The organism is Chitinophaga sp. (genome assembly GCF_019236475.1).
Lineage (GTDB): Bacteria > Bacteroidota > Bacteroidia > Chitinophagales > Chitinophagaceae > Chitinophaga.
The window spans coordinates 396,647-417,906 of record NZ_JAFAIX010000009.1; the positions used below are offsets into that span (position 1 = coordinate 396,647).

The window sequence follows — 21,260 nt, forward strand, 5'->3', positions numbered from 1 at the left end:
CCAACGTGTTTTGGAATAACTGTCCGCCGGGTTTTGTATTCGTTATTACAGTGCTTTCAATAAGTCGCGAATCGATTGATATACTTCCTCCAACTGCTCATCTGTAATGCAATAGGGTGGGAGTACATACAAGGTATTGCCAAGCGGGCGGAGCATCACCCTTCTCTCTCTGAAAAACTGGTGCAGGAACGCTGCAATGTTATTCGTATATCCATCAGCGTTAGTGGTGATGAGATCAAATGCGATGATGGTGCCTTGTAATCTTGGATTTTTTATTTTGTCTGATTGCTGTAGTTCCTGCAGGAAAGCTGTGTGCGCCTGGTTAATGCGCTCCCTGTTTTGTGCGCAGTTGGGATCTGTGAAGATATCCAGGCTGGCAAGCGCCACGGAGCAAGCTAGGGGATTTGCGGTGAAAGAGTGGCCATGAAACAGCGTTTTTAGTTTGTCATTGCTGAGAAATGCATCATAGATATTGCTGGTGCAGGTAGTGATACCTAGTGCCATACTACCACCAGTAAGGCCTTTGGATAAGCAAACCATGTCAGGGGGAGTCTGACAGTTTTCCATCGCGAAGTTTTTTCCGGTTCTGCCGAAGCCTGTCATTACTTCATCTGCGATGAGGAGGATGTTGTTGGTTTTACACCATTGCAAGAGTTGATCTAGCGGGGCCGCCTCATACATGAGCATGCCGCCAGCGCCCTGTACCAGTGGCTCAAATATGAAAGCTGCAATGGTAGTAGGATCTAAGTCTTTTATTTGCGAGATGATGGTATCTGTATTGGAAGCAGTGGGCAGGTCTAGGAAATGTACTTCAAAGAGTAACTCATCAAAGACGCGGGTAAATACACTGCGGCCGCTGACACTCATTGCGCCGAAGGTATCGCCATGGTAAGCATTTTTGAAGGCCAGGAATTTAGTGCGGCGTTCTCCTTTATTGTCCCAGTATTGGAGGGCCATTTTCAACGCCACTTCTACGGCAGTGGAACCATTGTCGGAATAGAATACCCGGCGTTGGCCTTGCGGGAGCAATGGGAGGAGTCGCTCTGCGAGTTCTACTGCTGGCTGATGGGTGTAGCCGGAGAAAATAATATGTTGTAGCTGAAAGGCTTGTTTGGACAGCATTTCCGCGATATGAGGATGTGCATGGCCGTGAATATTTACCCACCAGCTACTGGTAGCATCTATATAGCTATTGTTTTGATCGTCAAAGAGGAGTGCCCCTTTGCCATGTGTGATGGCAATAGGTGCGGGCGCTGTTTGCATCTGCGTGTAAGGATGCCAAATAACCTGCTGGTCGCGCGCCGATAATGACAATTGTTGCATAATCCTTGCGATTGAATGAGCTGCGAAGGTACAACAACCGACATAATGGTTGGTCTTTGAATTTTATTCGTAATACTTGGATAGCATTTTGTATAAATCCAGCGCTGCATAAGGTTTTGGCAGCACGTCTTTTACATGCAGGATGGACAGTTTATCTGCCACATCGGGCATGATATCCGCCGTGAGCACGATAATGAACGCATCTGGTTGAATCATTTTAATATGGGGGATCGCTTCATAGCCATTCATTTCTGGCATATGTAAGTCGAGTATAATGCCATCGAATGTTTGTTCTTTTAAGCGCTCCAGGGCCTGTTTTCCATTGGTTGCGGTGGTGAGTCGTGCGCCGGATTTTTTCAGTTGCATTTCGATGATGCGCACATTGATCACATTATCTTCCACGATGAGTAGGTTCATATCCTGGAGGAAACCAGCAGGGAATTGCTGAGGTTTATGTTGTTGGGGGTGAATAACCGGTATATCGAAACCGAGGGTGAACCGGAAGGCAGAACCTTTTCCTGGTGTGCTTTCCAAGGTGATATGGCCGCGTTGTAATTCTACCAGTTTGCGGGTGATGGCAAGGCCAAGCCCTGTACCGCCATGGCGGCGAGTAGTAGCCGCTTCTGCCTGTACAAAAGTTTCAAATACTTTGTCATGCATTTCTGGCGCAATGCCGATACCGGTATCTCTCACGGTGAAGCCTATATGCGTTCTGTTGCCATGGTGTTCTTCCTGGTGGACTTCCACACATACAGAACCGGAGGGAGTGAATTTAATCGCGTTATTGATGAGGTTATTGAGGATTTGCCCCAGGCGTACAGGATCGCCCATGATATGGTGGGGCAGGTCGTGATCTAGGGCGGTGAACAGTTTGATACCTTTTGCTTTAGCCAGCGGCTGATAGTTGCTAGCGATGCCGCGAATCAGGTCTGGCAGATGCACAGGAATATGTTCCAGTTCAATTTTACCGGCTTCAATTTTACTGAAGTCAAGTATATCATTGATGAGTCCTAGTAGGTGATTGGCGGAGAATTGCAGACTTTCTATCACCTCTCTATCTTCGGGAAGATGATTTTCTTCCAGTATGCCGGAGATGCCTATAATAGCGTTGAGGGGTGTACGAATTTCATGGCTCATCACAGAAAGGAATTCGCTGCGGGAAGTAGCCGCTTTTTCTGCATTTTCTTTTGCTTTAAGCAATTCCAGTTCTGTTACTTTCTGGTTGGTGATATCCATGATGATACCGCGGAAATGAGAAACTTGACCGTTTGTAAACACCGGCATGCCCACCGTTTTCACCCAGCTAGGAGTGCCTTTTGAGGAGATGTGGCGTAATTCCAGGCAATAAGATTTCTGATTTTCCAACAGATTATTGAAGGCTTCCGTGAAAATGGGCTTGTCTTCAGGATGGTAGAAAGAGGCGGCTATTTCCAATGATACTGGGAAGTCGTATGGAACTTCGCGGAGATCATAGACTTGTTTTGTCCAGAAGAGTTCGGAGGTATTGGTATTGAATTCCCAGCCACCGATAGCGCCCATTTGCTGACTGATATTCAGCAGGTGATTATTTTTTTCCAGGTCTGCTTTTGTTTGCCGGAAGCGGATTTCATCTTCTCTGTGTTTGGTAATGTTTTTAATCATCACGAGAATGCGCTTCTGACCGGGGATGCTACTTTTGATGAGCGACATTTTCATATTGTACCAGATCTGGACGGCCTGGCGTATATCCCGATATTCATATTCTTGTGTAGTACCTGTTTGTAGGAGATCCTCTGCGAATTTTTCAAATATCAGCGCATTTTCTCCCATGGTTTCCCGGAGGGAGCGGCCAATGACTTGCTCTTTGGGGCGGAAGAGTAGACTTTCATTATTACACCATACCCGCGTGAAGATCATGTCTTCATTCATTTCCAACACAATATCATCCAGTGTGGAGATGAGGGCATCAATATCAGAACGCATCAATTGATTGGCCTGTTCCTCTTTGAGGCGTTCTTTTTCCTGGTTATTGATATGCTGTAATAGCCCATAGCTCTGAATAAGCGGTTGTAGGGTATCGAAGAGGGAAGGGGAATAGCCGCCAGGTTTATTGCCGAGGCCAATCACCCCAATGAGTCTTCTATCAAATAAAACAGGGATGCCTATAAAAGATTGGAGAGTGGGTAGGTTGGCAGGATAGCAAACCATATCCTCCTCCGGTAATGGATTATTACTAATGAAGGGAAGTTCATTTTTTATGATCTGCCGGGAGAGGGCATCCATTTGCATGAATCGGAGACCATTATCCAATTCGCTGCCGTGGCGGCGTTTCATCTCCTGTAACCACTCTGGCCGGGTAACAGCCTGTAATTGCAGGGTGGGTACCTGATTGATGCCAGGCACTACTTCTCCGATAAAGCCGGTTTTACTCCCGGTAATGTCTAACAGACTTTGGAGAAAACTTTCATGCGTATACCTGGAATTCTTATTACGGGCCAATGCTTGGTGCATATTGCACAACATTCCCATAATCCTGGATAGCTGGTCAAGTTTCTCGTGAAGGGTAGGGATGTCCGTAATATCTTCTTCTCTCGCTGCTTGGGGCAGCAATACAGGTAGAGTTGTGGCCAGCATGAGCAAATCAGGTTTTAGTTGTAAAGCGAACAGGTTTTCAATGTTACGTTGGAATCGTCAAGTTTTAGCTACGCTACAGCGGCATGGATTATGACCGTTCAGATGTTTCTTTTAATGGATTAGCTAGGAAAATAAATTTACTAAAAATACAATTCCAGCCAAGTTATTTTTTCGCACAGCAAATGTGGAGATCATGTGCAGATTGTGTGCATAAGAATGGAGGGGGTAACATGTATTTAGCGGGCAGCAGCGCGACTACTGCCCGCTGGTAAAGTATTATTTGCGCATGCCTCCGGTTTTGAAGAGGGTGTATGCGGATTGGTAATTAGCAACTGCCTTTTTCAGTAATGTGCTGTCCATTGCATTTGGCTGTAAATCGCCACTGCCGGGCTTTACCAAGAAAGATTGCGCCTTTTGCTGCGGACTGAGAATAATTAGTTTTCCAGGCTCCAAGTAACCCAGTAGTTGATAAGTACTAATCATCGCTCTTTGTTGATAAGTGGAGTCTAACACATTCTTTCCGTATAGGTTACTATCATACGACCAATGCAGGAGTCCTAACAGTGTGGGGTAAATATCCAACTGTGAACACATCGCGGATATTTCCTGAGGGGCTTGTCCGGGTACATTGTACAACATGCATGGAATATGGTATTTGTTGACTTCAATTTCATTCTTACCTGCACTGCTGGCGCAATGATCAGCAACAAATACGATAATGGTATTCTTAAACCATGGTTTATCTTTTATCTGACGTAGAAATTCGCCGATTGCGTAATCGGTATATTTCACGGCGCCATCTCTGCCAGTATGGGAGGGGATATCAATTTTTCCATCTGGATAAGTGAAGGGACGGTGATTGGAAACCGTCATCACAAAATCAAAGAAAGGCTTGCCTGCAGCATGTTTTGCATCTGCATTCCTGATCACTGCGGCATAGATATCTTCGTCGCATACACCCCATGCATTTTCGAATTGTACTTCGCTGTCTTTGAAGTTGGTGCGTTTGGTAGGGAAATTATCGCCTACCAATCGGTGGCGCAATCTATCGTGGATATCGAAGCCGTTATTTCCGAAAAACTGGTTCATATTATCGAAGTAACCATCGCCGCCATAGAAGAAGGTGCGGTCGTAGCCCGCTTTTGCGAAGATGCTGCTAATACCGAAGAGTCCTTCGTTGTTTTTTCTTCTAACGATGCTTTGGCCAGGCGTAGGTGGAACTGCCAGTGTGAGGGCTTCCATACCCCGCACGGTTCGAGTACCAGTAGCATAGAGGTTTGTAAACAGGATACTTTCTTTCGCGATACTGTCTAGTACAGGTGTGATATTTCGTCCGGAGCCGAAACGGGCCATGAAATCGGCGCTGAAGCTTTCAATCGTGACCATGATTACATTCGGGCGAGTGCTGGTGGTGGTATCTGTAACATGTCGGTAAATGCTGCTGCCGTTTTCCAGAAAACTGCTGTTACCTGCTTGCAGCAAGGCACGCATCTCCCGAAACACTGCTCCATTGTCCTCCATCAAATAATACTTGTCATACGGCAGTTCATTGTTCACGAAGGCTGATGCGAAACTATAAATACCCGCTTTGGAAAGTTCTTGCTGGTAGCGGTTTTTGCCCGTTTCTGCCCAACTATTGCTGATCAGGAGGAGATGCGCAGTTGTCGCGCCCACGATCAGTACTGTTAGCAACAGTCGCTTACCGATAGGGGTATACGACTGGAAGCTAGCTTTGAACATCCCTCTGCGCGCTGCTAGCCAGGTCACTAGTGCAGTTGCCAGCAATACGCCGCCAATCAATAATGGCAGGGGATAGGACTGATTGATATTACTAATAACTTCATAAGTATACAGGAGGTAATCCACTGCAATGAAGTCGAACCGGGCGGCATATTCCCCCCAGAAAGTAAATTCAGCGAAAAATGAGAAGATGGTAATCAGTACTGCGAGGAAGAAACCGAAATAAGTAAAAATCCTGTTAAACAGGGTATTATTCAGTTTTTGTGGCAGTATCAGCAGGTAAATGGCGTATGCCAGGGTGAAAAACAAGGCCACTCCCAGGTCAAACACAAAGCCTTTTGCGAAAACGCTAATAATACCACCAAAGGTAAGACTAGCTTCGGAAAAGGAGGAAAGCAAGAGTGCACATCTTACTATCGTCGAAAGCGTCAGATATAAAAGGATATAACCAAACTGAACGCTGTAGCGGTTTAAAGTTGGCTTCATTAAAATAACATTAGACCGCGAAGGTACACTCTTGCTTTATAAAACTGACTTTTATTTTCTAAAGGTCAAATTTCACGGAGAAATTGATGGTTCTACCGTCTATTGGACCCCATAAAGGTTGGAAAGTAGGATTGGAAACGCTGCCTGTCCAGAGTGGCATATGCTTACCCTGACGGGCATCAAACAGGTTTTCCCCGTTCAGCACCAGGGTAATATGATCGCCAATTTTTCTAGAGATCATCGCTGCCCAGAACCAATAGTTCGGCGCTTTCTCGTTGTTGTAGAGGTATTGGTTACCAATCCAGCTATTTTCTATCCCAAAACGCCATTTTCCCTCGATTTCATAAGCCAAAGTAGCTGCGAATTTATCTTGTGGCGCGAAAGGGACATTGGTTTTAGTGGCGTCTGTGTAGTGAGAAGCAGTATGGTTATAACCCAGGTAGAGTTCCAGGTCATCATATTTCATGCGAACATAGGTATCGGTACCCAGACTGTTCACCGCATATGGCTGATTTTCCAGGAAGACTTTGGCAGGATTTGTTTGATTTGGAAGAATCGGATCGGTGATATGGGTATAGTAGAACGCTTGGTTCAGGGTAATATCCAGTTCATCGATACGGGTATGCCAGTTACCGTCGAAATTCAGGCCAGTACTGCGTTCTGATTTAACGTTAGCACCCAGTGGCAGCAGGTAGCGGTAACCGATGGTTTGTGTTTGGGTGGTGAAGATAGCTGGAGATTTGTAACCTGTACCAGCACTGAGGCGGATCGACAGATCGTCTGTAGGTCTGTACATCACAGCGAGGCGCGGTAATACGTACCATCCGAAAACATTGTGGTGATCCGCACGTAAGCCTGCTTCTGCCAGCCATTTATCGGAGATATGGAATCCATCCTGCACGAATGCACCAATGGTCTGGTAGTTATAATTATTAATCAGGGAGCTATCGCCATGACCACGTTGATAGTTTTCGGTATTGTTGTTCAAGCCGAACACCATATCATTGCGACCCGCTTTTTTGTTATAGGACGCTTCCGCGTAGGTATTGGCTTGGCGGCCATCCAGTACAAAAGACCCTTCGGTGTTGGTCAGGTTATAAAAGCTGCCATTACCTTTAACGGTGAGGGTACCGCCGCCCAGGTTGCGTTGGGTATATTGGAGGTCCACACTGTTGCGGTTACTGTTGTTAATCTCCGTATAGGTGTGTACGTTATCTGCATGATGATCGAGGACCTGCATATCTCCCCCTTCTCTTTTCTCAAAAGTTCCAGTGTAACCTGCTTGGAGGGTACTGTTAGGGTTCAGGTACCAGAAGAATCGTGGATGCACGATATACTGGCGTACGCGGGGAACATCGGAGAAGCCGTCGTTGTTGACATCCACGGGATTTTGAGAGGTAACGCCGCCGAAGAAGGTCATGCCGAATTTACCCCAGCGTTGGGCGTAGTAGCCGTTGAAGTTCTTTTCTTTTAATGTAGAACCATTGGCCAGTAAGGTCAGTTCCGGTTTGCTGGTAGGTGTTTTGGAGATGAAGTTGATCATACCAGCGATGGCGCCACCGCCATAGAGGGTAGAAACGGAACCTTTAATGATTTCAATCTGCTTCAGGTCCAGTGGTGGAATGGCCAGTACGCCAAAGTTTCCGCTGAGGCCTTCATATTGCGGTAATCCATCGCGGAGCAGTTGGGTATACTTACCATCTAGGCCCTGCATACGGATTGCATTGTTGCCGCTAACAGCAGATGTGTTTTGAATATGTATAACGGATAAGTCGCCCAGGATACTGGCAACGTTACCGGGTTTGATGCTGGCTTCTTCAATCATTTCCTCTTTGCCCAGTACTTCTACTTTCATGGGGAGGTTTTCAATGCGGCTGTTATTACGTGTAGACGAGATCGTTACTCCTTCTAGTTCTTTTACAGAGGATATCGTGTCCTTTTTTGGAGCAGTGGTGTCCTGCTGTGCTACTGCGGATAAACTGACGCATAGTACAGCGGCTGTTGTTAGAAATTTCATAAACTGATAGATTAATTCCACTACAAAGAAACGTAGTGATTTTGGAGTAAATCTGTATTCAGCTTTAAGAAATTGCAGTCACTGTAAAAGTGTGGAACGGAGATTGGAAATGATAGCTGATATTCAAGCCTGCAGCATCAGTAATTTTTTTGCAGATAGCCAGTCCTAGTCCATTAGAGGCGCTATGGCTGACCTGTTGTTTTTTAAAGCGTTGAAAGAGACTACTCTCGGGGATTTCCGTATAGTCGCTGCTGTTAGTGATGACAAGTGTAGTTGCACTCAGTGTGACGCGAATACTTCCGCCTGGCATGTTGTATTTGATCGCATTTCCCAACAGGTTACTAACAAGAATATCTGCCAGTGCGGGGTGTAGTTGCCAGTTGGCCGGCTGTATATCTGATTCGATGGTGATTTGCTTTTCTGCCATCAATTCATCGAAGAGTTGCAGGTATTTATCTGTTACTGCCGCCATGTCTGTGCGTTCCGTGAAATGGAATTGTTGATTTTCAATTTTGGCGATCAGCAGCAGGTTGTGGTTGAGCCTGGAGAGGCGTTGTAGTTCATCCGAGCTTTGGGTAATGGCTTTCAGTTGTTCTTCAGAAAGGGTATCGTCTTGCAGGAGTAGTTCCAACTTGCCTTGTACGATGGCGAGTGGCGTTTGCATTTCATGGGCGGCATCTTCCGTGAGTTCCTTCATGGTCGTGTAATCCTGCGAGATGCGTGTAGTCATGCTGTTGAGGGCATCGTTCAGTTGATTGAATTCATGCACTTTTGTTTTATTGAATTGAGGTATGACCGTTTTACTGAGTTGCAGGTGACGGATTTTATCGAGCGTATCGTAAAAAGGTCTCCAGACTTTCTTACTGATGATGAAATTAAAGAGGATGGCGAAGAACAGCAGACCGGCAAAAGCCAGCAGCATTACATGGATAATATTTTTGAGTAGGTCATCTTTTTCAATCTGTGATTTACGCATCACCAGCAGGTAATTGTGGCCATGGAAGCTGATTACCTGGGAGAGTTCCCGGAATGGTGCGTAGGAGTCTTCCGGCTCCTGATAGATGCGTACTCCATTGAGCTTGGGTTTCTGTTGGATGGGCTGGTCCGTAGGGGTGAGGGAGAATTCCGGCGTTTTCAGGAGGAGCACCGCATTATCGACCTTGGCGGTGTCGAGGTAGCGCATCCATTGAATTTTATCGTTGATGAGTTCTTCGTCGGTTTCGTGCCTGATTTCCTTATCGAATTTTTTGAAAAGATAACCTGCACCGATGGCAAATATCGGCAGCATGATAATAAGGAAATAAAGCGTAGACCTGGTAAGAAGCTTCATGATATTTTAATGATTAACCGAAGCGGTAACCTGCACCGTAAACAGTTTTGATATAATCTTCTCCGCCTGCTTCCAGCATCTTTTTGCGGAGATTTTTGATGTGTGTATAGATAAAATCGTAGGAGCCTGCCTGATCGTAGGAGTCGCCCCAGAGGTGCCCGGCGAGGGCCGATTTTGTAATCACGCGGTGTTGATTGGCAATTAAGTACAACAACAGTTGGTATTCTTTGCCGGTAAGTGTAATCGACCGCTCGTTGATGAAAACAGTTTTGGAAGCAGGTTTGATGGTGATCTCATTAAAATTAATACTGGTATTGCCATCAAAATTTTTCCGACGCAGGAGTGCGTTGATGCGTGCGTTGAGTTCGGAAAGGTGGAAAGGTTTGGTGAGATAGTCGTCGGCCCCTAATTCTAATCCATGCAATTTATCTTCCAGGGAATCTTTTGCAGAGATAATAATAATACCCGCATTGGAACTCATTTGTTTCAGCTCCTTCACCACTTCCAGGCCACTGCCAAAAGGCAATGTGATATCCGCAATGATGCAATCATATTCGAATTCATTCACCTTATTAATCGCTTCCCGGAAATCCGCCGCTATTTCGCAGACATATCCTTGTCGTTCAAGATATTGCTGGATAGCAGTTCTGAGCGCTGGTTCATCTTCTATTATAAGCAGTTTCATGCGGTAAAAGTAGGTATTATTCCTAAAGGAATTCTGAAGCTGGAGAAAGGTAAGATAAATTAACAAATAAGATAATTTATCGGGAGACACGATCCAATTTCTGCCGCCGTTTTATATCTTAGCCAAATGGACGAGCAAAAGAAGACTATTGCCCAACGAAGCGCCTTTGTATTATCCGGTGGAGGGGCCCGTGGCTATGCCCATCTTGGTGTACTGAAAGCCTATGAAGAATATGGCGTCTCGCCATCGGCGATATCGGCTACCAGTGCGGGATCTATCGCGGCGGCCTTCATTGCAGACGGATATACCACGGACGAAGTACGACAGCTATTCCGGGAGTTCAAGATAGGTTTATCCATGCAATGGAAGAACTGGAAAGCAGGATTTCTTTCCTTGAAGAAACTGGAGCAGGTATTGCGTCAAACACTGCGTCATCAGACGTTTGAATCCCTGGAGATGCCCTTGTACATTGCCGCCACCAATTTTATTACAGGAGAACAGAAGATATTCCATTCAGGAGATATCATTCCAGCGGTATTGGCCGCATCTTCTGTGCCTATGCTGTTTCCGCCCGTAGAGCTGGACGGAATACAGTATGTAGACGGCGGATTGTCCAGCAACTTGCCTATAGAGCCGTTGGTAGATGAATACCCTGATATTATTGGTGTGCATGTGAACCCATTGACGCCTTATAGTAGGGCTAGTGGCTTCCTCTTCAACTTGGAGCGCACCTTACATCTGGCCATTCGGGAATCTGTGATGAAAAACCAGTTGTTATGTAAGGTGTTTATAGAGCCACAGGGGCTAGGACAGTTTGGTATGTTCGATTTCAGCAAGTTTGATGAGATTTATACTACCGGTTTGGAATATACCCGTAAAATGTTGTCTTAGCAGGGATATTATTGGGGAAAGATATATTTCCAATCTTGTTTGATACTGACCACCTGCCATTTGAATTGCTTGGCCATATTCAGGGAAGTGTTGTCTTTCTCCTCATATTTAAATTCCCGATCTGCATCATCATGATTAATTAGTAGTTGCAGATTGCGATAGGTATTCCCTTGGCAATATCGCAGCATATAGATATCGCCGGCGCCGCCTTCATTGCCACAGGCGAGGATTGGTCTTTTTCCAATATGGTAGCGGATGTTGATCGGTTTCTCTTGTTTGTCGTTGAGTGTTTTCATGCCTGGCAGCCGCATCATATCATTGATGCCTGCGCTATCGATGTAGCGCATTTTCATTTCAGAGCCGATCACTTGTTCCGGTGGAATGCCATAGAGCGAATCCGTTACTACGCGCATAAAATCTTCCGTACCGCCGGAGCAGATGAATGTTTTGAAACCGTGTGCCCGTAAGTATTTCAGCAGTTCTATTTGTGGTTTATATGTTACATTGTACAAACTGGTATGTAAGGTAGGATGTTGTACCGTACGGAAGAACTCCTTGACCTCTTGTTCAAACTCCGTGGACGTCATGCCAGCATGCGTTACATCGAAAAGTTTCATGACCCCTTGCATGCCTGCCTTTTCAAAATAATCGCGATCGCTTTCCATGACTGCTTTATAGGGTTGTTTATCTCTCAACGATGGATTATGCTGCACCATGCGATGGACGCGATATACAGCGAAGAGTCCTTGTATCAGCGGCTTTTCCGTCCATAGTGTACCATCGTTATCGAAGGTAGCAATGCGATCTGCTTCGGGAACAAAATCGATATTGCCTGGAGTGGAAACAGCCACCACAAAATCGATAATAGATTTTTTCACGGGGCCATCGTTCCAAGAGGGAAGCGGGTCCTGGGCAAGCGTGCGGAAGGAGATGAATATAAGGAGATAAATATTCACGAGCATTTTGGGGGTAACGCTATTCATGAGAAAATAATATTTACTAGTAGTACATCTGAGCTTCGGGATTGTTTATTTCACGCAAAGACGCAAAGGCTGGGAACGCAAAGGCGCAAAGGATATCGATTCCTTTGCGCCTTTGTGCTATTATGCTTTCGATTATTATTTTCTGGTTTGGTGAGCCGCTTTCACTTCTTCTAATTTAGCAGCCATCGCTTTGGTTTTGGCAGGATCTTTTTCCGCCAGGTTTGTTTTTTCGAATACATCATTTTTCACGTTATAGAGTTGTGGCGCAGGATCATTGCCCAATTCTATATTCACGTCTGTAGCGATTTTGCGGCCTTTGGAAGGCGTGATGTATTTATAATCTCCTTCGAGGATAGAGAGAGGGCCGCCTTGTGTAACCAAGTAAGGGCGATTGACGAATGATTTACCGAGGAGTTGGTTCAGCATATCAAAGCTATCTGGCGCATCCTCGTTGGTGATGGATTGTCCGGTGAGGTGAGCCAGTGAAGCGAAGAAATCTATCTGTCCAATCAGTGTATTGCTGGTAGCAGGTTTCTTGATGCCTTCTGGCCATTTAACGATGAGTGGCACGCGGGCACCGGCCTCGAAAGAACTGTATTTACCGCCGCGGAGGGGGCCTGCAGGCTTGTGGTTGCCCACGAGTTCTGCGGCTTGATCGAGGTATCCGTCGTTCAGTACAGGACCGTTATCGCTACTGAAGATAATCATGGTGTTCTTTGTAAGGCCAAGACTATCCAGTGCGTGCGTGATTTGGCCTACCGTCCAATCGAGTTGCAGGATAGCATCCCCGCGGAGTCCCATACCGCTTTTACCACGGAACATGCTATTGGGATATCTGGGAACATGTATGTCGCCGCTGGCGAAGTAAATGAAGAAAGGTTGTTGTTTGTTGCGGCCAATGAAATCGATCGCTTTTTGCGTGATGATACCTGCGATGTTTTCATCTTTCCATCTGGCGCTGTTGCCACCGGACATCCAGCCGATTCTACTGATGCTGTCTACGATGGTTTGGTCATGGCCCTGGTGGGGGTCTGTGCGCATGCGGAGTTTCTCCGGATTTTCTTTGCCGGTAGGGTCGGTACCTACTTTATGGGTATAGCTGACGGTGATAGGATCTTTCGGGTCCAGGTTTACCACATGGTGGTTTTCCACGAAAACGCAAGGCACGCGGTCCAGGGTAGCTGGCATGATGAAAGCGTAGTTGAAGCCCACTTCCAGTGGTCCTGGTTTCAGCTCTTGGTTCCAATCGATAGGCTGGGTTGGCGTTCCGATGCCGAGGTGCCATTTGCCGATAACAGCCGTTTGGTAACCGGCGTCTTGGAGCATGGCGGGCATTGTTTTATGATCGGTGGGGATGATAAGCGGAGCGTCGCCGGGGGCGATGCCTGTGTTGTTTTGTCGCCATGGATATCTACCCGTGAGGAGTCCATAACGGGAAGGTGTACACGTAGCGGAAGTAGCGTATCCATTGGTAAAGCGTACTCCTTGCTTAGCGAGTTTATCGATATTAGGTGTTTTGATGCGGGTCATGCCATAGCAACTGACATCGCCGTAGCCCAGGTCATCCGCGTAGATGATGATGATATTAGGCTTTTGCTGGGCTGCCAGGCGGGAATGACCGGCCAGGAGGGAGCCGCAAAGGGCTACCATTGCAAAGAGTTTCATTTTCATTGTTCTAAATCTTAACCTCCTGCAATTTAATAACCCTGTGGGCCAATGTCAAGCCGTTTATGGAATAAATCTACTGCCGGGGTTAGCCGGCAGTGTGAGAGTAACCTTTTTTTTGGAGATAGGATCTGGCGTCCATGAGGGCGAAGCCTAGGAGGTTATCGCCTTTCCATTTTTCCGGTTGTTCCGCGTGTGGATGGGAGGCTTCCAGGCCGATGCCCCAGATAGCGTCGTAGGGGCTGGCTTCCACCAGTACGCGGTTATTGGTGTTCAAGAGGAAAGTCAGTAGATCTGGGTTTTGTCCGAATTTATGGATGTTACCGTCTCTGACAATGGAGGGAGCGTGTTGGTCCCAGGTGGCCGCATCGAAGTTAGCTACTTGGCGGCCTAATTTTTTGGCCGCTGCGGGGGAGGTGGCTACCAGTATTTTTTCCAGTGTTTCCGGATCATTGAACAGGCGGGCTTTACCAGCCATCATCCAGTGTTCGGCTGTAGGATATAAGATGCCATCTACAGTAAATGGACTAGGAAACCACTGGCTGAAGCAGCTTTTATCCGTGGTGGTATTGGATTTGGGGGTATGTCCCCAGAAGCAGAGGAATTTAAATTTCTCTCCTTGCTGCATGCTTTGGATTAACAACGTTTTTGTGAGCATAAAAAAAATATTGGACGCAAAGATCTTAAAAAAGTAGGAGAATCAGCATACGGCAGATATTGGCAGTAATTTTTCCCGTCACCTTTATCAGGAGCCGAACAGGTATGAATATAGTTTTCCCGGGAAATATGGAGGACATAATACTGTGGTTATGTTGATGTTGACGAATGACTTGGCCATATATTGTATGCTTCATACCACAAATTTCTGGGGGGTAGCTGACAACCTTGTGTCAGTAGTCATTCAGAGATGGTGAAAATATTTCTGTGCTTGTAAAATCGGCTTAAGTAAACCATTTGTTAATGCGCGTTTGAAAGGAAAAAAAGGGTGTTTACACGGTTGCATGCAATAAAAAATGATGGGAAATTGTGAGTGTATAACAATCAAAGGAATAACCAATCTTCCAAAACCACACAGAAAATCTCAGAATGTGAATATTCGTATTTTTCTGGCTGCAAATCCGTCTGAGTTTCGGCATCGTCTGGAGCGGGAATTGTCGTGCTGCAGTGGGTTAGAGTTATTCTGTACTGGCACTGGGATATCGGATCTTTTATCTGGAATCGGTCGTAAGTTTGATATTATTTTGATAGACAGTCGTCTGTTCTATGTTATCTCTGGGAGTATAGTGGGCAATGCCTATGAGTTAATCGCCAATATTCGCAAAACTAGTACTATAGTGCCAATTATTATGTTAGGGGATGGGACTGTACTGGCAGATAGAATACATGCGTTGCAATCTGGCAGCGATGATTTCCTGGACTGGGAGGTAGGTCCGGAGGAGTTGGAATACCGTATAAAAAATTGGGTAAAACGGGCACGGAGGCAGGAATTAGCCTAGGTTCGTTATCTATGCATATTATCGTTGATGGCTATACGTCGGCATGGATGCATTTGTGCGTATGACAGGATTTTTGCGTGCATGCATCTATTAGGAAGGCAGGATTGCCAACTATTCTATTATAATCTCTCAATTTACATGTTAATCTGCATTAAGAAAATGTTATGTGATTATAATTGTTAGTTTCTTTGGGTCAAATTTAAAATGGAGTCGTAATCCTATGAAGACAAAACCCGAAATGAAACGGACCATATTATGGGCAGATGATGATGTAATATGGTCTGGAATGGTCAAGTAGCAATTTGAGGAGGAGTATGGATATCTGGTATATTGGGCATACACAAAAATGGAGGCAGTGGAGTTATTCCAGAAGCAGGCGGTTGATTTATTGATATTGGATGTATATATGCCACATGCGGGGAATAGTAAATCGGATAGAACTGGTCTGGATTTGGGGCAGTGGGTGCGTGAGAAGGATAAAGACATACCTATTATTCATTTGAGTGGGAGTATCACGGAGGAGGATGTAATTGAGGGATACGAGGGTGGCTGCGACTATTATTTAGGGAAGGGGATGATAGATTTGGAAGAGTTGCATCTTCGGATTGGCAGGATATTGAGCCGATATGATAATCACGAGGCGAAGAAGTATTTATATCCATTTGGTGATTATGCTTATGATGCTAGGCGTCGGCATTTGATTTGTCCGGATCATCTGCCGATTGATTTACCAAAGATGCAGGGGCACTTATTAAAAATCCTGGCCCGTCATTTTCAGAAGTATGTGCCGGTGGAAAGGATATTAGCGGAGGTTTGGGGAAAAACAGAGGGGACGAGGAGATCGTTGCATGTACACATTCGGAAGTTGCGGCAGAATTTACCTAAGCGGGGAGGGATCATGATCCGGGGAGACAGGAAGAAGGGATATGCGTTGGTTGATGATAGCCCGGTGAAGCGAGCGGGGATAATTACAGGCAGTCAGCGTTGATTCATAAAAAGAGCGGGGTACCCAGTTGGGTACCCCGCCGTTATTTTGAGCCGTTATGGTTTATCCCACCATACTGGTTCGGTAATGTATTCCGGTTTGCCTGCGTTTGGATCTGCTTTCAGCAATTGTGCTACGTTATAGTTGATTTCGTAGCTGGCCATAGCGAAGCGTCTTGGATAGTCAGTTGCATTTGGATAGCACTGCGTATACAGGTGTCCAGGGCGTTTGAACCCTTTATATATGCCGGAGATCTCATTGTAGTTACCTGCATTATCTGCGCAATAGTTATTACGGCGCATGTCTGCGAAGTTTTCTGGAGAGAAGGTCATGGCGATATATTTCTGGATCATGATATGACTGAGGGTCAGGGTAGCAGGGTCTTGTACCACAGAAGTGCTGCTCAGGAATTCATCGATTTTCGCGGCAGGCACTTTCAGGATGTTCATATGAGAACGGATACCTGCTTTGTAGGCAGTCAGCGCTTCCAATACTTTACCTTGGCGGAATTGCACTTCTGCCTCAATGAAGCGCATTTCTGCGTTGGTCAGCAGAAGACCTTTACCACCGCGGCGAGTATACCAAGAACCGGTAGAAACGATACGTTGTCCCGGAGCTGGAGAATAAGGATTCATCAGCAATGGGATGTAGATAGAATCCGGGCTATTGAATTTGTTGAGATTGGTGTTGTATATCGCATTCGCAGGACCTTTAGCAGGCAGACTCGAAGCCATATCCATACCTTTTGTCCGCAACCAACCAGTATCTGTTTGCATTCTAGGGATGATGGAATCGATACGTGGGTCTGGTACATTGTTAGCGCCGGTAGGAGCACCGGTATATGCATTGGACAGGTAGTCCATATACAGTTTGGTGAATCTTCCCGCTGAATTGACAGCCAGGTTGCTGTACTGTAATGCTTCTTTAGAACCATCTGTAACAGTAGGACCTTCATCTACATACTGGATAATAGTACTTTGATCATCGGTTAAAGGCCCTTTGGACAGTGCATCCAGCACCGCTTGTGCATTAAAGCTAGCTTTTTTGGTGGTATGCAGCATGAATCTGGCTTTCAACCCATATGCCAGGCGGATCCATTTATCAGTGGAACCATTATTGAGCACATCTGCTTTTGAAAGGGCAGGAGCAGCAGGACCTTGTTGTTTCTGCAGATTCGCGATACCCTCATCCAGGAGTGCCATTACTTTTGCTTGCACATATTCTCCATCATCGAATTTTGGCGTGTAGATGCTAGGTACACCAAATTCATCGTAAGGCATCATACCATAGAGATCTGCCATGGTACCAAAACCCCAGGCTTTGATGATCAGTCCTGCGCCGATATAATGCCAGGCTTCCACTTTTTTAGCAGCGGCAAATAGCGGATCAAAGTTGCTGGCGGTATACACATACCAGCCTTGCCATGGCCAGTTAGAGGTACTCGCATTGGAATACCAGCGGCTCAGGTCCCAGTTATTGGTGCTGGCATAATACACCCCTACTTGTTGTGTCAGTAATGATGTTCTTGTACCAGCGCTTTCGTAAGCATCTGCAAATCCTCTGATGATGGCGGGAAGGCGTTGTTCTGCACTTGGCACATCTACAGTCGGATTATTTGGATTGTTATTGACGTCCAGCCATTTCTTACAGGAAGTGAAGGCGATGGACATACCTAATATGACGAATATTTTTTTCATGATTCCGAGGGTTTAGAATTTAACATTTAATCCAACCGCTAGTCCTTTGGTAGCAGGAACACCAGCATAATCAATACCTACAGAGCCAGAGCCCACCACCCCAGCGCCAGCAGCACTTACTTCAGGGTCCATACCTCTGTAGTTGGTGAACAGCAGCAGATTGGTACCGGATAAGGTAACAGAAGCACCTTTCAGCCATGGTGTACGGGCCAGTGTGGAAGTTGGAAGTGCATATGAGAGTGCCAGGGAACGCAAACGCAGCCAGTTAACTGTCTGGATGAAGTTTTCTGCATTCTTGGAGTAGATGTTACGATAGTAGTCTTCTGAAGCTACCACTGTTTTGGTGGCATTTTCATATTTTCCTGTTGTTGAATTCAGGACCACACCATTGAACGTGATATTGTTACCACGATTCATGGTAACGTCGCTCAGACCATTTACGGTCATCAGCCATTCTGTACCATTGTAGATATCACCACCAACGCGGAAGTCCCACAGCATAGACAGGTTGAAGTTTTTATAGGTGAAACTGTTATTCAGACCACCCAATACCTTAGGCTCTCTGTTACCAACTGGTAAAGTCATCAAGGATGTTGGCATTGGATAGCCAGTAGTTGGATTCAGAATAAGGTTACCCTTGTCATCTGTCTGGTATTTGGAACCGCTCAGTCCCATGAACAGGCCTTGGTTAAAGGAAGCAGCTTTCGCGCTACCTACCTGTACATCTGTTACGTACAGGATAGAGATACCACCTGGTAATTCTCTTACGCGGCCGCTGTTATGAGAAAGGTTCAGGCTTACGTCCCAGTTGAAGTTTTTGTTTCTTACTGGATTACCATTGATCGTCAGTTCAAAGCCTTTGTTTTCAATAACGCCAGCGTTTACAGAACGCAGGATATATCCGGTAGCGTTACTTACCCTTGGGGAAAGGATTTGGTCAACACTTTTGTTATTGTAATAGGTAAAGTCGAAGCCTACACGATTACGGAGGAAACGCATTTCCGCACCGAATTCATAAGAACTGGTATGTTCTGGTTTCAGATTTGGGTTTCCGAGGGTATAGGAGTTACGGTAACCGCCACCATTCACCAGTAAAGGACCATCTACATATGTTTGTGTAGCATATGGATCGGTGTCTTTACCTACGCTGGCCCATGAAGCGCGTACTTTACCAAAGGAGAGTACATTGCTTTTCGGCAACAGCTCTGAGAAGACAAAGCTTCCACTAACAGAAGGGTAGAAGAAGGAACGGTATTGAATAGGGAGGGTAGAGCTCCAGTCATTACGTCCGGTAACACCCAGGTAGAGGAAGTTTTTATAAGCTACTCTTAATTCAGAATAAACACCTACCAATCTTTTCTGGCTCCAGAAATCTTGTGCATACCTGTTTTTGGGATCGCCATTGTTCAGGGATACATAGCCAGGAATGGAGAAGTTTTCCACTCTTACAGAGGTGGATTTATTGTAATAATCTTCCGTATTGTGACCCAGGAGGAGGTTCAGATCGAAGTCTTTCACTTGTTTGTGGAAGTTCAGCATCAGGTTACCACTCACGAAGTTGAAGCGTTTATTCGTTTCTGAGTACATCCCTTTCTGCCATTTAATGGCCACATCAGAACCTGGGCTGATTAAGCTGTTGAAGGTTGTCAGGAAGTTATCGATACCCAAGCGGTAGGTCGCATCCAACCAGTTGGTAATTTTTACATTGGCGTATACGTTACCGAGGATACGGGTAGTTTTATCTTTCTGCGGGTTTTTGTTAACTGTCCAATAAGCGTTATCGATATCGCTTTCAGGGTTTACACCTGGAACGAGGCGGCGTTGGGAGCCGTCAGGATTTTGCCAGTTGGACATATTATCACTAACAGGCCAGGTCAGGATGCTTTCCAGGTAGCCATGGCCACCAGCGCCCCACAGACCGGAACCAGTCAATGTTTTCTGGGTTTCGCTCGCAGCGTAGGTAGCGTTTACACCGAAGGTGAAACGGCCGATTTGCTGTTCGCCATTGAAGCGCACAGAAGAACGGTTATAGCTAGTAGTAGGAACGATACCGGTTTGGTCCAGGTTAGAACCAGACAAGAGGAACTTGCTAGTTTTGGTACCACCGGAAACGTTGAAGCTATTATCGAAAGAGTGAGCTGTTTGGAAGAAATCTCCAAGGTTATCGTACACTTGTTCGCCTGGTTTGAATGGATCTCCCCAAGAGAGTGCAGTGTTAGGATTCAGTGTACCACTGAGGTAGCTGCCTTGTTTATATTTGTTCTGCAGTTTAGGTAATCTGTTTACCCAGTTGGTAGTATATCTTGGCGTAACAGAAGCTGTTACGGTACCTTCTGCACCTTTTTTAGTGGTAATCACAATCGCACCGGCAGCAGCGGAGAGGCCATACAGCGCAGCCGCAGCGGGGCCTTTCAGCACAGATACGGATTCAATATCTTCCGGGTTAATATCCATTGCGCGGTTACTGTTGGTAGTAGAGATGTTCACGGAACCGTCGAAGGAACTGTTGTCTCCCTGACCAGTACTGTTGTTCATCGGTACTCCATCGATTACGAACAGTGGTTGGTTATTACGTTCCAGGGAGGTACCACCGCGGATGATGATAGAAGCAGAAGAACCTGGTGCACCACCTGCATTGGTGATGTTTACACCGGCTACTTTACCATTCAGTGAGTTTACCAAGTTCGCATCTTTGTTTTTCAACAGTTCATCAGATTTGATGTCCTGTACCGCATAACCGAGTGCTTTCTTTTCTTTTTTGATACCCATGGCGGTAACAACTACTTCGTTGAGGCCTGTTTGGGTAGATTTCAATGTTACATTCAGCGTAGTGGCTTCACCTACTACAAAGCTTTGTGTAAGGTAACCGATAAAGGAGAATTCAATAGTTTGACCTGGGTTTGCTTTTATGGTATAGTGGCCATTCCCATCCGTACTGGTGTTGGTATTATTTTCCCGGATGCGTACAGTTACGCCGGGTAAAATTTCCTTGTCACTGGAAATTACAGTACCGGAGATTACCTTTTGTTGCGCTTGGGAGAAGCAGGGCAACAAAAGTGCTATTAACGAGAACATCGTTAATAACCTGAGTTTGTTTCTCATGTTAAACGTTTTAGAAAATGATGATAATCCTGGTTGACTAATTAATTATTGATTACTGTTTAGTTAATAAGGAGCATAGTTTGTTTTATGTCTACATACTCGGGTTTAGATCTACATACTGGAATACGACGTGAAATTACAGTTGGCTTCGAGCACAGCAGATTAATGTACTAAGATATATGCAAATACAAGAAAATTCAAGCAAGTTTTTAAAAAAATTGCTTTTGTAAGGGCGATTGCCCATAAT

14 protein-coding genes and 1 pseudogene are annotated in these 21,260 nt (G+C 45.7%); 4 read left to right on the forward strand and 11 right to left on the reverse strand.

What is annotated here, in order from left to right; all coding sequences use genetic code 11:
• Positions 1–45 precede the first annotated feature (45 nt).
• From bioA to JO154_RS12940, 6 genes are all read right to left on the reverse strand, one after another.
• Complete coding sequence (bioA, locus tag JO154_RS12915) at positions 46–1,323, reverse strand: adenosylmethionine--8-amino-7-oxononanoate transaminase (RefSeq protein WP_291946053.1); 1,278 nt, start codon at positions 1,321–1,323, stop codon at positions 46–48.
• Between the two features lie 63 nt (positions 1,324–1,386).
• Complete coding sequence (locus JO154_RS12920) at positions 1,387–3,936, reverse strand: ATP-binding protein (protein WP_291946055.1); 2,550 nt, start codon at positions 3,934–3,936, stop codon at positions 1,387–1,389.
• 276 nt (positions 3,937–4,212) lie between these two features.
• Positions 4,213–6,162, reverse strand: a complete 1,950-nt coding sequence (locus JO154_RS12925) for an LTA synthase family protein (protein WP_291946057.1) — start codon at positions 6,160–6,162, stop codon at positions 4,213–4,215.
• A 58-nt stretch (positions 6,163–6,220) separates the two neighbouring features.
• Positions 6,221–8,179, reverse strand: coding sequence for a TonB-dependent siderophore receptor (locus tag JO154_RS12930; RefSeq protein ID WP_291946059.1), 1,959 nt, complete (start codon positions 8,177–8,179; stop codon positions 6,221–6,223).
• Positions 8,180–8,243: 64 nt separating this feature from the next.
• On the reverse strand, positions 8,244–9,509 hold the full coding sequence (locus JO154_RS12935) for a HAMP domain-containing sensor histidine kinase (RefSeq protein ID WP_291946061.1): 1,266 nt from the start codon (positions 9,507–9,509) through the stop codon (positions 8,244–8,246).
• Positions 9,510–9,522: 13 nt separating this feature from the next.
• Complete coding sequence (locus JO154_RS12940; protein WP_291946063.1) at positions 9,523–10,194, reverse strand: response regulator transcription factor; 672 nt, start codon at positions 10,192–10,194, stop codon at positions 9,523–9,525.
• 126 nt (positions 10,195–10,320) lie between these two features.
• On the opposite strand from JO154_RS12940, the gene JO154_RS12945 reads away from it, so the two are divergent.
• Entirely contained in the window at positions 10,321–11,085 is a 765-nt protein-coding gene (locus JO154_RS12945) for a patatin-like phospholipase family protein (protein WP_291946066.1), read from the forward strand.
• Between the two features lie 8 nt (positions 11,086–11,093).
• On the opposite strand, the gene JO154_RS12950 is transcribed toward JO154_RS12945, so the two are convergent.
• The 3 genes from JO154_RS12950 to JO154_RS12960 form a co-directional block, all read right to left on the reverse strand.
• Positions 11,094–12,068, reverse strand: a complete 975-nt coding sequence (locus tag JO154_RS12950) for an HAD family hydrolase (protein ID WP_291946068.1) — start codon at positions 12,066–12,068, stop codon at positions 11,094–11,096.
• Positions 12,069–12,203: 135 nt separating this feature from the next.
• Positions 12,204–13,739, reverse strand: a complete 1,536-nt coding sequence (locus JO154_RS12955; RefSeq protein ID WP_291946070.1) for an arylsulfatase — start codon at positions 13,737–13,739, stop codon at positions 12,204–12,206.
• An 82-nt stretch (positions 13,740–13,821) separates the two neighbouring features.
• A complete protein-coding gene (locus JO154_RS12960) occupies positions 13,822–14,391 on the reverse strand; it encodes an NADAR family protein (protein ID WP_291946072.1) in 570 nt (189 codons plus the stop codon).
• Between the two features lie 430 nt (positions 14,392–14,821).
• Here JO154_RS12960 and JO154_RS12965 point away from each other — a divergent pair, with 430 nt between their 5' ends.
• From JO154_RS12965 to JO154_RS26510, 3 genes and pseudogenes are all read left to right on the forward strand, one after another.
• Complete coding sequence (locus JO154_RS12965) at positions 14,822–15,229, forward strand: hypothetical protein (protein ID WP_291946074.1); 408 nt, start codon at positions 14,822–14,824, stop codon at positions 15,227–15,229.
• 319 nt (positions 15,230–15,548) lie between these two features.
• Positions 15,549–15,821: pseudogene (locus JO154_RS26505) on the forward strand (response regulator); the annotation flags it as partial.
• Complete coding sequence (locus JO154_RS26510; RefSeq protein WP_366935585.1) at positions 15,804–16,217, forward strand: helix-turn-helix domain-containing protein; 414 nt, start codon at positions 15,804–15,806, stop codon at positions 16,215–16,217. The pseudogene JO154_RS26505 and the gene JO154_RS26510, both read left to right, overlap by 18 nt.
• A gap of 53 nt (positions 16,218–16,270) precedes the next feature.
• On the opposite strand, the gene JO154_RS12975 is transcribed toward JO154_RS26510, so the two are convergent.
• Positions 16,271–17,911 (reverse strand): SusD/RagB family nutrient-binding outer membrane lipoprotein, encoded by a 1,641-nt coding sequence (locus JO154_RS12975; RefSeq protein WP_291946076.1) that lies wholly within the window; start codon positions 17,909–17,911, stop codon positions 16,271–16,273.
• A 12-nt stretch (positions 17,912–17,923) separates the two neighbouring features.
• Positions 17,924–21,013: a SusC/RagA family TonB-linked outer membrane protein gene (locus tag JO154_RS12980; RefSeq protein WP_291946078.1), complete on the reverse strand. Its 3,090-nt coding sequence runs from the start codon at positions 21,011–21,013 to the stop codon at positions 17,924–17,926.
• Positions 21,014–21,260: the final 247 nt, after the last annotated feature.